The following is a 13,683-nucleotide window of genomic DNA, read 5'->3' on the forward strand; positions in this document are numbered from 1 at the left end:
ATGGCGCCGGTCATCATGGCGCGATGGGGGTGGGCATGCGGAGTCCCCGGCGGAGCGTGGCGTTCCGCATCCTGGCGGGGTTGACGGTCATCGGCGGGCTGGCGGCGGCGACCAGCGTCGTCGCCGTCTCGCTGTTTTCCCGCTTCCATCTGGGGTTCGAGCAGATCGCCACCGCCAAGGTGCCGGGGCTGGTCGCCGCCGCCCAACTGGTGCAGCAGAGCGGCGCCGTCGCCGCCATCGCCCCCGCCCTGGTCGCGGCGCAGGACCAGCCGGCGCGCGAAGCGGTGATGGCCCGGATGGGCGAGCAGATCGTCCTGCTGGAACGGCTGATGGCCCGCCTGATCGCGCATGGCAGCGCAATGGGCGGAGCGATGCCGGGGGAAACGGCGCAAAACGGCACCGCCCAGACCGGCAACCGCGCCGACCTGGGCGAGTTGGACCGCCGCAAGAACGAACTGGTCGGCACCCTGCTGACGCTGAACGCGCAGGTCCAGCAGCAGCTCGCCCTGACCGCCGACACCAACGCCCGCGCCCAGGCCCTGGCCGACCTGACCACCCGCCTCGGCGCCGCGGAAATCCGCGAGCAGGAGACGCCCGGAGGACCGGACGCCGAGCCGGACCCCGCCCAGCCGGCCTCCGTTCACGACGCGGTGGAGCGCTGGCACCGCGAGCTGGCGGACGCCACCACCATCCTGCTGGCCGCGCTGCGCGCCGACCGCGAGGGCCAGCTCGCCCGGCTGCGGGCCGACACCCGCGGGGCGCTCGACCGCGCCGCCGCGGCGCTGGCCGCCCTGCCGCCCGACCGCGCCGCCCGGCTGGAGCCGCTGCAGCGGGAGGTGGAGGAGGCGGCCTTCGGACGTTCCCCCCTGTTCCAGGCGCGCACCGCCGAGCTGTCGCTGCAACGCGCGATCAAGCGGTCGGCGGTGCGCAACCAGGCGGTTTCCGACCGGCTGGTCGGCATCGTCTCCGACTATTTCCTGGCGGTCGAGCAGGATGTCGCCCGGCGTTCCGCCGAGTTCGAGCGGGTGATCCGCGACGGCGAGCGGGCGGTGATTGCCATGGCGCTGCTGTCGATCCTGGGCGCCGCCGCCATCTTCGCCTACATCCACCGCAACGTCGTCGCCCGGCTGCGCGCCCTGCGCAGCGCGATGCAGGCGGTGGAGGACACCGCCCCGGCCGAGATGCCGCACCTCGCCCTGCCGATCGGCGACGGAGGCGTGGCCGGCTCCGGTGACGAGATCGGCGAGATGGCCCGCGCGCTGGCCTATTTCGTCGCCACCATCCGCGCCCGCGAAGGCGCGCTGGCCGACAGCGAGCGGCGGCTGCGCGCCATCCTGGAACAGAGCCCGGTCGGCGTGTCGATCGGCCGCACCGACGGCACGGTGGCCTTTGCCAACGCCCGCGCCGCCGAGCTGGCCGGCCGCGCGCTGGACGCGTTCGTCGGCAGCCGCCACACGCTGGCCCTGCCCCGCACCATCCCCGGGGCTGCCGTCGAGGCCGGCGACGTGGTGGTCCGCGACGCCGAGGTGGCGGTCGACCGTCCCGACGGCAGCCGGGTCTGGGCGTTGCAGACGCTCCAGCGCACCAGCTTCGAGGGCGAGCCGGCGGTGCTGGCCTGGAGCTACGACATCACCGCGCGCAAGCGGGCGGAGGAGGCGTTGCGCGCCGCCAAGGAACAGGCGGAGATCGCCGCCCGCTCCAAGGCCGAATTCCTGGCGACGATGAGCCACGAGATCCGCACGCCGATGAACGGCGTGCTGGGCATGCTGGAGCTGATGGCGCTGACCCCGCTGGACGAGGAGCAGCGGACGCTGGTCGCCACCATGCGCGACAGCGGGGCGGCGCTGCTGCGGATCATCGACGACATCCTGGACCTCTCGAAGATCGAGGCCGGCAAGCTCGACCTGGAAGAACAGGACCTGCGGCCGGCCGAACTGGTGGAGGGGGTGGCCGACCTGCTGGCGCCGCAGGCCCACCAGAAGGGGCTGGCGCTGATCTGCGACATCGACCCGTCGGTGCCGGTACGGCTGCGCGGCGATTCGGGCCGGCTGCGCCAGATCCTGTTCAACCTGACCGGCAACGCCATCAAGTTCACCGACCGCGGCCGGGTCGTCCTGCGCGTCCACGCCGACGGCGGTAGGGCCGACGGGGCCGCTCCCGATCGGGCCGACCTCGGCCGGGTGCGGCTGCATGTCGCGGTGGAGGACACCGGCATCGGCATCGGGCCGGAAGGGCAGGCGCGCCTGTTCCAGCCCTTCAGCCAGGCCGACAGCTCGACCACGCGGCGTTTCGGCGGCACCGGGCTGGGGCTGGCGATCTGCACCCGGCTGGTCGAGCGGATGGGCGGCGGTCTCGGCGTCGAGTCGATGCCCGGCCAGGGCTCCACCTTCTGGTTCACGGTGGAGCTGTCGCGCGGCGCCGGGGCGGATTTGGCCGGGCCGGCGCCGCTGGCCGGGCTGGCGGTGCTGGTCGCCGACGAGGACGAGGTGCAGCGCGCCGTGCTCGCCCGTTACCTGGAGCAGGGCGGGGCCGAGGTCGTGACCGCCACCACCGTGGCGGAGGCGGCGAAGCGGTTGGGGCGCGGCGGCTTCGGGCTGCTGGTCACCACGGTGGCGCTGGCCCAGCGGCTGGAACCGCTGGCCGGCGCCTGCGGCCCAACCCTGCCGCGCCTGCTGCTGGGCGACGGGCGGGGACCGGGACCGCAAGGCGCGGCCCATCCGGCCGCCGGGCTGGTCCAGCCGGTCCACCGCACCGCGCTGGTCCGCGCCGCCGCCGCGCTGACCGGGCGGGCGCCGCCCGACCCGGCGGGCGAGTCCATGGCCGTCCCGCCCGACGATGGGACGATGGACGGCCGGGCAGGGGGGAATGGCGCGGCGGACGCGGCGCCCGGTTCGAACCCGGGGTCGATCCTGGGCCCGATCCTGGTCGCCGAGGACCACCCGACCAACCAGCAGGTGGTGCTGCGCCAGCTCCGCCGCCTCGGCTGCGCCGTGGAACTGGCCGCCGACGGGGCGCAGGCACTGGCGGCGTGGCGCAGCGGCCGTCATCGGCTGGTCATCACCGACTGCCACATGCCGACGATGGACGGCTATGAACTGGCCCGCCGCATCCGGGAGGCGGAGGCGGTGGCCGACGCCTCCTCCGCCGTGCAGACGCCGGCCCGCACCCCCATCGTCGCCATGACCGCCAACGCCCTGTCGGGCGAGATGGAGCGCTGCCTCGCCGCCGGCATGGACGATTACCTCGCCAAGCCGGTGACGCTGGCGCAACTGGCGCGGATCCTGGCGCGTTGGCTCGATGCCGCGCCGTCGTCGGCGCCGTCCTCCGTGGCGCCATCCCCGCCGCCCGGGCCGGTCATGCCCGCCGCCAACCCGCTGCCGGACGAGGCGGACGCCCTGCCGGTGCTCGACCTCGACCATGTGCGGGAAACCTTCGGCGGCGGCGCTCAGGAGGAGGGGTTCGACGCCGGGACGATCGAGATGATGGCCTTCTTCATCGAGACCACGCGGCCGATGCTGGACCGCGCGCTGGCGGCGCTGGCGGCCGGTGAGGCGGAGGAGGTGCGGGCCGCCGCCCATTCGGTCGCCGGGGCGGCGCGGACGGCGGGCGCTCGGGCGCTGGCCGCCGCCTGCACCGGCCTGGAGCGCGCCATCGTCGAGGGCCGCGCCGCCGACGCCGACCGGCACGCCGGTGAGATGGCGCGGGCCTTCCCGGCCGTTGAAAAAGCGATTCGCGCGCTGCATCACACGAAAGAGACGGTGGCCCGCCCAAAAGAGACCATGGTGTGACCGGGACCGGAGGACCGATTTCCACCTGGAAGAGAATGCGGTTTGGAAAAGGCGCACGGTGGGCGCGTGTTGCTTGTCGGTGGGGAACGGCTGAACTACTCTGCGCGTCTTGGATTGTGTCGTGTGATCATGCTGGGCGGTCTGCGTTCTGCTGACGTTGGCGGCCCGGCCCTGCAAGTTTCCGGGTGGACTGGGGGTGTCGGACGTGGTCGGTTTCGCTGGATTCTTTCGGAACAAGGATTCCCGGCGCCAAGCCGAACACGTCGCCGCAGACCGTGATCGCTGGCGGGCGATGCTGGCCGCCGCCCCCCACCCCTGGTGCGCCTGGAGCGCGTCGGAGATCGCCGACACCGATCCGGCCGCCGATGCCGACCCGGGCGTCGGGCAGAGCGCGCTGTCGGACGACGCCGCGGCGCTGCTCGGCATCGCGTCGGCCGACGCGCTGACGGTGGCGCTGCCCGCCCCGGAACTGGCGGTGGCGCTCGATCGCTTAAGACGCCACGGCGAACCCTTCCGCTGCGAGACGACGGCCCCGAACGGCCGCCGGCTGGTGCTGACCGGCCGCCGGGGAGCCGCCGGTGTCGAACGCTGCGACGTCGTGTGGATCGAGGACGTCACCTCGGCGCGCTACGCCGCGCAGGACACCGCCCGCCGGCAGGAGGAGGAGGCCGGCGCCGCCCGCTCCCGCCTTGCCGAGCTGCAGGCCGCCGCCGACGCGCTGCCGATCCCGGTGTGGATGCGCGACCGCGCGCTGCGCCTGTCCTGGTGCAACCGCACCTACGCCCGCGCCGTCGACGGCGACCCCGCCACCGTGCTGGCGGAAGGGCGGGAGCTGACCGGCGCCGGGCCGGCGCTGGCCGAGCGGGCGCGCAGCGGCGGCTTCGCCCAGTCTGACCGGGTGCCGGTGGTGATCGGCACCGAACGCCGCCTGCTGGAGGTGACCGAAGCGCCGCTGCCCTTCGCCGGCGAGGCTGGCGGCGGGGAAGCCGGAACCCTGGTGGTCGGCTACGCCCTCGACCTCACCCCGCTGGAGGAGATGCGCGGCGAGCTGGACCGCCACCTGACCGCCCATGCCGAGGTGCTGGAACGGCTGGGCACCGCCATCGCCATCTTCGGTCCCGACACCCGGCTGCGCTTCTTCAACCAGGCCTACGCCCGGCTGTGGGACCTGGACGAGGTCTGGCTGCGCACCGAGCCGACCAACGCCGAACTGCTGGAAGAGCTGCGCGCCCACCGCCGCCTGCCCGAATACGCCGATTACCAGACCTTCAAGCGCGAGCGGCTGACCCGCTACACCCATCTGGTCGAACCGCTGGAAGAACTGCTGCACCTGCCCGACGGCACCACGCTGCGCCACCTGGCCGCACCGCACCCGTTGGGCGGGCTGATCACCATCCTGGAGGACGTCACCAACACGCTGGCGCTGGAATCCTCCTACAACACCCTGATGGCGGTGCAGCAGGAGACGCTGGACAATCTGGCGGAAGGCATCGCCGTCTTCGGCGGCGACGGCCGGCTGAAGCTGTCCAACCCGGCCTTCGCCCGCATCTGGGACCTCGCCGACGACGATTTGCACGGCGAACCCCACATCGCCGACGTCATCGAGCGGATGCGGCCGCTGCTGGAGATGCCGCCGCCGGGGCTGGACAAGGCCGGCGAGAAGGCCGCGGCCGACAAGACGGTGGGCGACCGCGACGGCGCCTATCCCGGGGCGGCGACCTGGGACGCCCTGAAGGAGGAGCTGATCGGCGCCACGCTGGAGCGCAGCGTCCGGTCCGGCCGCGTGGAGCGCAGCGACGGGTCGATGGTGGAGTTCTCCACCCTGCCGCTGCCCGACGGGGCGGTGCTGAACAGCTACCTCGACGTCACCGACGGCGCCCGGCTGGAGAACGCGCTGCGCGCCTCCAACGCCGCGCTGGAGGCCGCCGACCAGTTGAAGAGCGAGTTCATCGCCAACGTCTCCCACCATCTGCGCACGCCGCTGAACGGCATCATCGGCTTCGCCGAGGTGCTGGCGAACCAGTATTTCGGCGAGCTGAACGGCCGGCAGATGGAGTATGTCCGCGGCATCCTGGCCGCCGGCGAACGGCTGCTGGAACTGATCGACGACGTGGTCGACCTGACCAGCCTGGGCGCCGGGGTGACGACGCTGGACCGCGGGCCGGTCAACCTGCCCGACCTGCTCGACTCGGTGGCCGGCCTGACCCGCGAATGGGCCCGCCGCGAGGGCCTGCGGCTGGAAGTGATCGCCCCCGCAGGGCTGGGCGAGATGGAGGGCGACGGCAAGCGGCTGAAGCAGGCGCTGTTCACGCTGGTGGTCGGCGCCATCCGCAACCCGCCGCCCGACCGCCGCATCCGCCTGTCCGGCGAACGGCTGAACGGCAGCGTCACCCTGTCGGTCAGCGGCGCCGCGGCGCCCGAACTCGACCCGCAGGGGGCGGCGGCGCTGGGCGTCTCGCTCGCCCGCAGCGTGGTGGAGTTGCATGGCGGCCGGCTGGAACTGGACGAAACCAACGGGCGCGGCGCCCATGTCCGCTGCGTCATGCCGGTGCAGGCCCCGGTCAATGGGGTGCGGGCGTAAGGCGGGCGGTGGGCCCGGCCGGGACCCAAGCGCCGCCGCCGGTGTTCCTCCTAGAGTGTGATCGGTTCAAGCGGAGTCGCTTGAACCGTGGATCGCACGGAAAATCCAAGGTCTAGAGTCTGTCAGGTGCTTCAGCAAGAACCTGACAGACTCTGGGACCATCGCCACAGATCCATCCCAGCCACCCGGAGCCGCCGACCATGTCGAAACCCCTGACCCTGTCCATCCCCCACTCGCTCGGCCGGCAGGAGGCCAAGCGCCGGCTGGTCGACGGCATGGGCGACGCGCGGGCGCGGCTGGGCGCGGTGGCGACCAGCATTGAGGACAACTGGACCGACGACCGCCTGCATTTCCGTGTCGTCGCCCTGGCCCAGACCATCGCCGGCCACGTCGACGTGCTGGACGACCGCGTCGAGATGGAGGTGCAGCTCCCCTGGGCGCTCGGCCTGCTGGCCGAGAAGATCAAGAACAAGGTCTCCCGCCAGGGCACGCTGATGCTGGAGAAGAAGTAAGGATAGGCTCCCGTTTGCCGCCGTGGCCTTGGCGGTGTGCAAGGCCCTCGCGGGGCTGGAGACGCGGGGCAGGGTGATCGCGTTTGGCCGGTATGATCCTGCCCACGGAAGTCCTCGTCATGGCAATCCGCCTCTGAAATAGGACAGTCCTGCGACGCGGCCCCGACCGTCCTCCCGCCCGCTATCCTTACCTCCGCGCCGCCGTCACTCGGTCGAGGACGGCTCTTCCTGCTTGCGCCGGGCGAGCGGGTGGTGGTCGTGCATGACCCGCTTCAACCGCTCCGTCACCACATGAGTATAAATCTGCGTCGTCGCGATGTCGGCGTGGCCCAGCATCTTCTGGACCGAGCGCAGGTCGGCGCCGTGGTCGAGCAGGTGGGTGGCGAAGGCGTGGCGCAGGACGTGCGGGCTGACCTTTTCCGGGTCGATGCCCGAGTCGATGGCCAGTTGCTTCAGGATCTGGGCGAAGCGCTGGCGGGTCAGGTGGCCCTCGCCCGAACTGCGCGACGGGAACAGGAAGGGGCTGGGCGCCGCCTCCGCACCGGCGGACGGCACGACGAAATGGCCGCGCAGCGGGATGTAGGCGGCCAGCGCCGTCAGCGCCGGGTCGGACAGCGGCACCATCCGCTCCTTGCCGCCCTTGCCGCGCACCAGCAGGCCGCGGCCGTCGCGCATGATCGCGGTCATCGGCAGGCCGACCAGCTCCGACACGCGCAGGCCGGTGGCGTAGAGCACCTCCAGCAACGCCACCAGCCGCAACCCCTCCGCCCCGCCCCGCGCCTCGGCGGTGGCGATCATCGCGGTGACCTCCGCCTCCGTCAGGATCTTGGGCAGCGGCCGGCCCTGCTTCGGGCTGTCAAGCGGGGAGGCCGGGTCGTCCACCCGCCGCCCCTCGGCCAGCAGGAAGCGGTAGAACTGCCGCAGCGCCGACAGCCGGCGCGCCACGGTGCGCGGGGCGCCCTCCTTGCTCTGCACCGCCAGATAGGCGCGCAGATCCTCGGTGCCGGCGTCCTCCAGCGGCAGGCCGCGCTGGGCCAGCCAGCGGCCGAGGTCGGCCAAGTCGCGCTCGTAGGCCAGCCGGGTGTTGACCGCCGCCCCGCGCTCCGCCGTCAGCATGTCGAGAAAGGCGTCGACGTGCGGCGAGGTGGCGAGCGTGCGCGGCTTGCACGGCCGGCCCCGGCGTTTGGTTGGCATGCCCGATCCGCTCATCGTCAATAGGTCCCTGTCGGGCTGGAGGTCGTTGGTCCCGCCGCGGTGGGACCGGCAAGCGTCGCCATCGCCTCGCGGACGAGCGCGCGGGCGTCGGGCTCCAGCCCGACCGCCTTCAGGTTGGCGGCGACCCGCGCCACCACCACCGGCGCCACGCCGGCCGGTCCGCCCTCGCCCAGCAGCAGCAGGGCAACGGTCACCGTCTCGCCGATGCGCCCGCCGCTCGCGGCGTCGCCCAGCCGTTGCCACAGCGCCGGATCGACGCCGGCATCCTTGCCGGACGGCGGGCCGGCGCCGTCGGTCGCCTTCAGCCACGCCTCGTCCGGCACCACGACGCCCACCGCCTGCAGCAGGGCGAGCTGGCCGGCGATGCGGCCGCGGGCGGCGGTGTCGGCGCCGCGCAGCGCCTCGTCCAGCCAGGCGGTCAGCGCCACCGGGTCGTTGCCGCCGCGCGCCGTCGCCACCACCGCCAGCGGCCACAGCCAGGCGGTGTCGGCGCTGCGCCCGCTGCGCAGGGCGAGGTCGTGCCAGCGCCGGGCCGGATCAAGCCGGCCGAGCGCGTAATAGAGCTGCGCCGCCGCCGGGGCCAGCGCCGCGGCGTCGGCGGTCGGCGACACGCTGTCGAGCAGCCCGGCGGCGGCGTTGCCGACCGGCCCGGCGCGCAGGCGCGGATCGACCAGCCCGACCGCCAGCCCGGCCAGGGCGACCCGGCGCCGCCCGTCCATCGCCGCCGCCATCGCCTGATGGACCAGCGCCCGGCTGCGGGCGGTGCGGTCGCGGCCGGCGATCTCCGCCACCCGCAGCAGCTCGTCGCCCTGGGCCGGGACCTGGGCGTAGAGGTCCAGCAATTGCCGGCTGTCGAGGAACAGCGCCGCCGCCGCCCGTTCGCCCGCCGCCGTCCGCGTCGCCGGGTCGGTCGACGGGTTGGTGGCGATGGCGGCGAGCGCCGGCGGGTCGTTCAGCGGCAGCAGGCCGGGCGGCACGCCGATCCGCGCCGTGCGCATCGCCGCCAGCGTCAGCGCCACGCCGTCGCCCTCGCCGCTCGTCAGGGCCGGCGCCAGGAGGCGGGCGGGCGGCGGGGCGGCGCCGGCCAGCGCATCGGCGACGGCGAGGAAGGGGTCGGAACGGCCGCCGCCGCGGCGCAAGGTCGCCAGTGCCGCGTCGGTGCCGGCACGGTCGCCGACCCGGGCGCGGCAGAACAAATCGAGCTTCGTCCAATAGGCCGACGCGAAGCCCTTGCCGCGGGCCAGCGCGCGCGGGCAGTCGATGCCGCCGCGGATCAGTTCGGCGTCGGTCAGGGCGCGCGCCGCCGGCTCGTCGGCGGCCAACGCGTCGGGCAGCAGCGCGGCGAGGTCGGCGGCGCCGGCGGGATCGCCGAGCCGCGCCAGCGTCGCGATGCGCAGCGCGCCGAAACGGCGGGGCGGCGGCGGCTCTGCGGTCGCGGTGGCGAGGGAGCCGGCGCTCAGCAGCAGCCGACGCTCCAGCGCCTTGGTGGTGGGGGAGGGGGTGTCGACCGGCAGCGCCGCGATCAGCGGCAGCAGCTCCGCCCGGCCGATGCCGCGCCAGGGGTCGCCGCCCAGCCCCTGCTCGCCGCGCAGGGTGCCGGCGCCGTCCGGATCGGGCGCACCGAGCGCTGTCGCGGCGACCGGTCCGGGCCGCGGCACCACCGGGGAGACGGGGCGCGGGATGGTGGCGGCCTCCGCCGGCGTCGCGGGCGGGATGACGGCCGGCACCGGTGCGGCCGGCACTGGTGGCGGAACCCTTGGTGCCGGGGCGGCGGCATCGGGCACCGCGGAGGCCGCGGGCGCGTCCGTGGTCAGCCGGACCGGCGGGCCCAGGGCCTGCGCCGCGGCGCCGATCGTATCAGCCGTCCCGAACAGGCCCAGCAGGACCGAGCCCAGAATCAGGGCCGGCGCGATGTCCGGAACCGCCGCCGCCTTCGGTCGCGGCTCAGCGCGGGAAGCGCTCATCGGGCAGGACCTTCTCCACCGTCTTCGATGGAGCCGGCATGTCCCACGACGCAAGGAACACCATGCCACCGGCGATCACCAGCAACAGCAGAACGAACAGGATGGAGAGAAACCGGCTCATGGCACCAAGGACGCGTTGTGTCGGAGAGAAGGGGCGGAACGGGGCGGAGCTATCACGGTCCGCGACCGCACGGCTTGGGACAAGCAAGGGCTTTTCTGCTAAAGCATCCGCACCCCGGCCGCCAGCAGAGCCCAGCGGTCGGGCCACCGGCGATCGGCGGCGCAGTGTAGCCACAGGTTGGACCGCCGCGCAACCCGCCCACCATCCGGCCTTCCCGGCCGGAGGGCATACTCTTGTGCCGGCCGGGGCGGGGCGGGTATGAGTCGGGTGACGGGCGGTGAGTGCCGGGGCTTGCGGGCTGGCGTGTCGAGTTGGGGTGATCGGGTGGATGTCATGGGACTGCGCAAGGCGATGACCGCTCAGCTTCCGGGTGTGGCCGCGGATGCGGAGCCGCTGCTGCCGCGCACCGTGGTGCTGGTCGGGTTGATGGGCGCCGGCAAGAGCGCCATCGGGCGCCGGCTGGCGGCGCGGCTCCACCTGCCCTTCCGCGACGCCGACACCGAGATCGAGGCGGCGGCCGGCTGCAGCATCGCCGAAATCTTCGCGCGCGACGGCGAACCGGTCTTCCGCTCGGTCGAACGCCGCATCATCACCCGCCTGGTGAAGGACGAGCCGGTGCACATCCTGGCGACCGGCGGCGGCGCCTTCATGGACGCGGAAACCCGCGCCGCCATCCGCCAACACGGCGTGTCGGTCTGGCTGCGCGCCGAACTGGACGTGCTGGTCGCCCGCACCGCGCGGCGCACCCACCGCCCCATCCTGAACCAGGGCGACCCGCGCGCCATCCTGGGGCGGCTGATGGAGCAGCGCTATCCCATCTACGCCGAAGCCGACCTGACGGTGGTCAGCGACGAACGCCCGCCCGAGGTGACGGTGGAGCTGGTGATCGACGCGCTGGAGGCGCATTTCGGCGTTCAACTGCCCCACCGCCCGGTCCCGCCGCCGCGCGGCGGGCGGACCGGCAAGGCCGAAACCGCCTGACCGGTCCGCAACCGGACCCCGAAACGCCCCTCTCTCGCGGATTGCCCGAATGACCAGTGCCCCCGCCGCCATCGACACCGTCCGCCTCGACCTCGGCGCCCGCAGCTACGACATCCTGGTCGGCGACGGCGTGCTGGCCGACGCGGGCGAGCGCATCGCCGCCGTCACCCGCGGCCGGGCGCCGATCGTGGTGACCGACGCCAACGTGGCGCCGCTGCACCTCGACACCCTCAACGCCGCGATGGTGGAGGCGGGGATCGCGCCGCAGCCGGCCATCGTGCTGCCGGCCGGCGAGAAGACCAAGGATTTCGGCCATTTCCAGCAGCTGATGGACGATGTCCTCGGCCGCGGGATCGAGCGGTCGACGGTGCTGCTGGCGCTGGGCGGCGGGGTGATCGGCGACATCACCGGCTTCGCCGCCGCCTCGGCGCTGCGTGGCATCGACTTCATCCAGGTGCCGACGACGCTGCTGTCCCAGGTCGACAGCTCGGTCGGCGGCAAGACCGGCATCAACAGCCGGCACGGCAAGAACCTGATCGGCGCCTTCCACCAGCCGCGGCTGGTCATCGCCGACACCGCGACGCTCGACACCCTGCCGCGGCGCGAGGTGCTGGCCGGCTACGCCGAGGTGGTGAAGTACGGCCTGATCCGCCAGCCCGACTTCTTCGCCTGGCTGGAGCAGAACGGCCGGCGCGTGGTCGACGGCGACAGCGACGCGCGCCGCCACGCCGTCACCACCAGCTGCCGCGCCAAGGCCGCCATCGTCGGCGTCGACGAGCGCGAGAGCGGCGACCGCGCCCTGCTGAACCTGGGCCACACCTTCGGCCACGCGCTGGAGGCGGCGACCGGCTTCGGCCAGACCCTGCTGCACGGCGAAGGGGTGGCGATCGGCATGGTGCTGGCCTTCGACCTGTCGGTCCGGCTCGGCCTGTGCCCGGCGGAGGACGCGCGGCGGGCCCGCGCCCATCTGGCCGCCGTCGGGCTGCCGGTGCGTCCGGCCGACATTCCCGGCGTCGCCTGGGACGTCGACGGGCTGGTCCGGTCGATGGCGAAGGACAAGAAGGTGCAGGACGGCCGCATCACCTTCATCCTGGCCGACCGCATCGGCAACGCCTTCACCCGCCGCGACGTCGACGCCGCCGCCGTCCGCGCCGTGCTGGACGAGGCGGTGACGCCGGCCTGAGGCCGCACCGTCCGCCCCGGGTCCTACTTCCGTGTGTATGACGGACGATCAGCCTATCGTACCATAGCCACGGCCGTGCTTGCCCGCCCATACTCCGCCCAGGCCGCCGCGATTCCGCGGGCGGCGACGGGGAGGATGACGAATGAAAAAGGCGATTGTGGCGGCGGTTCCGTTTGTGACTGCGGCCCTGTGTGCGGCGGCGCAGCCCGCCCTGGCGCTGGAGGTCCGCGAATCGGCGACGATCAAGGCGCCGATCGCGCAGGTGTGGACGCAGATCGAGCCCTTCTGCGCCATCGCCGACTGGCACCCGGCGATCGAGGGCTGCACCCTGCGCCAAGCCGGTGGCGGGCAGGAACGCGACATCGCGCTGAAGGGCGGCGGATCGATCCAGGAGCGGCTGCAGTCGGTCTCCGCCGCCAAGCACCGCCTGCGCTACACCCTGCTGGGCGGGCCGCTGCCGGTGAAGAACTACGTCTCCACCATCCGGCTGAGCGCGGTGGATGCCCGCACCACCCGGATCGTCTGGTCCTCGCGCTTCGACGCCAACGGCGCCTCCGACGCCGACGCGCGCAAGGCGATCGCCGGGATCTACACCAGCGGCTTCGACGGCCTGCGCCAGAAGCTGGCGGCGAAGTAGGTCTCCCGAGACGAACGGGAGTCACCGTGCGGATATGGAAAGTCTCCAACAATCAGTTCTATTGACGATCAGCAGTCCAAGCTGACAGGATCGGTGTTGCGCGGTGCGACACCGCGTCCATGTGCATCGTTCGTCCACAAAACCTGAAATCACCGAGGGAGCTGGGACACATGCCGACACGCCGACTGATGCCGGACGTCATCAAGAACCAGGAGCTGTCCTGCCTGCCGCCGGACGCCACCGTCCGGGACGCCGCCCTGCTGATGGCCGAACGGCGCATCGCCGCCGTGCTGGTCACCCAGGGGCGGACGCTGAAGGGGATCGTCACCGAACGCGACATGACGGTGCGGGTGCTCGCCGCCGGGCTCGACCCGGCGACCACCCCGCTGTCGGTGGTGATGACCGCCGATCCCGACACGCTGGAACCGTCGGCCGCCGCGCTCGCCGCGCTGGAGCTGATGGAGCGCCACCATTACCGCCACCTCCCGGTCGCGGTGGATGGCGAGGTGGTCGGCATGGTGTCGGTCCGCGACCTGTTCGCCGTCGTCCGCTCCCACCTGGAGGACGAGATCCGCAATCGGGAGGCCTTCATGTTCGGCTCCGGCTATTCGGCCGAGGCCACAGTCGGGTGAGGGGCGTCGGATGAGGGGACCCGCGGGGGTGACGTAAAGGTAACGCTGCGTTGCGGCGGGGGCGGGGTG

10 protein-coding genes are annotated in these 13,683 nt (G+C 73.3%); 7 read left to right on the top strand and 3 right to left on the bottom strand.

The features are described 5' to 3' along the window. The first annotated feature begins 56 nt into the window (after nucleotides 1-56). From TSO352_RS16745 to TSO352_RS16755, 3 genes are all read left to right on the top strand, one after another. Nucleotides 57-3,788, top strand: coding sequence for a response regulator (locus TSO352_RS16745; RefSeq protein ID WP_247872206.1), 3,732 nt, complete (start codon nucleotides 57-59; stop codon nucleotides 3,786-3,788). A 292-nt stretch (nucleotides 3,789-4,080) separates the two neighbouring features. Then, a complete protein-coding gene (locus TSO352_RS16750) occupies nucleotides 4,081-6,369 on the top strand; it encodes a PAS domain-containing sensor histidine kinase (protein ID WP_247872207.1) in 2,289 nt (762 codons plus the stop codon). A 200-nt stretch (nucleotides 6,370-6,569) separates the two neighbouring features. Then, entirely contained in the window at nucleotides 6,570-6,881 is a 312-nt protein-coding gene (locus TSO352_RS16755) for a polyhydroxyalkanoic acid system family protein (protein ID WP_109108466.1), read from the top strand. Nucleotides 6,882-7,085: 204 nt separating this feature from the next. On the opposite strand, the gene TSO352_RS16760 is transcribed toward TSO352_RS16755, so the two are convergent. From TSO352_RS16760 to TSO352_RS33545, 3 genes are read right to left on the bottom strand one after another with little or no spacing between them, the layout of a single operon-like run. Beyond that, entirely contained in the window at nucleotides 7,086-8,075 is a 990-nt protein-coding gene (locus TSO352_RS16760) for a site-specific tyrosine recombinase XerD (RefSeq protein WP_109110689.1), read from the bottom strand. 17 nt (nucleotides 8,076-8,092) lie between these two features. Beyond that, a complete protein-coding gene (locus TSO352_RS16765; RefSeq protein ID WP_109108467.1) occupies nucleotides 8,093-10,060 on the bottom strand; it encodes a hypothetical protein in 1,968 nt (655 codons plus the stop codon). Further along, on the bottom strand, nucleotides 10,041-10,181 hold the full coding sequence (locus TSO352_RS33545) for a hypothetical protein (RefSeq protein ID WP_199231642.1): 141 nt from the start codon (nucleotides 10,179-10,181) through the stop codon (nucleotides 10,041-10,043). Before TSO352_RS33545 ends, TSO352_RS16765 begins: the two co-directional genes overlap by 20 nt. 351 nt (nucleotides 10,182-10,532) lie before the next feature. On the opposite strand from TSO352_RS33545, the gene TSO352_RS16775 reads away from it, so the two are divergent. From TSO352_RS16775 to TSO352_RS16790, 4 genes are all read left to right on the top strand, one after another. Beyond that, complete coding sequence (locus TSO352_RS16775; RefSeq protein WP_109110690.1) at nucleotides 10,533-11,162, top strand: shikimate kinase; 630 nt, start codon at nucleotides 10,533-10,535, stop codon at nucleotides 11,160-11,162. 49 nt (nucleotides 11,163-11,211) lie between these two features. Further along, nucleotides 11,212-12,345, top strand: a complete 1,134-nt coding sequence (gene aroB, locus TSO352_RS16780) for a 3-dehydroquinate synthase (RefSeq protein WP_109108469.1) — start codon at nucleotides 11,212-11,214, stop codon at nucleotides 12,343-12,345. A gap of 142 nt (nucleotides 12,346-12,487) precedes the next feature. Next, complete coding sequence (locus TSO352_RS16785) at nucleotides 12,488-12,982, top strand: SRPBCC family protein (RefSeq protein ID WP_109108470.1); 495 nt, start codon at nucleotides 12,488-12,490, stop codon at nucleotides 12,980-12,982. Between the two features lie 170 nt (nucleotides 12,983-13,152). Further along, nucleotides 13,153-13,614: a CBS domain-containing protein gene (locus TSO352_RS16790; protein WP_109108471.1), complete on the top strand. Its 462-nt coding sequence runs from the start codon at nucleotides 13,153-13,155 to the stop codon at nucleotides 13,612-13,614. Nucleotides 13,615-13,683 lie beyond the last annotated feature (69 nt).

Source organism: Azospirillum sp. TSO35-2, from assembly GCF_003116095.1.
Lineage (GTDB): Bacteria > Pseudomonadota > Alphaproteobacteria > Azospirillales > Azospirillaceae > Azospirillum.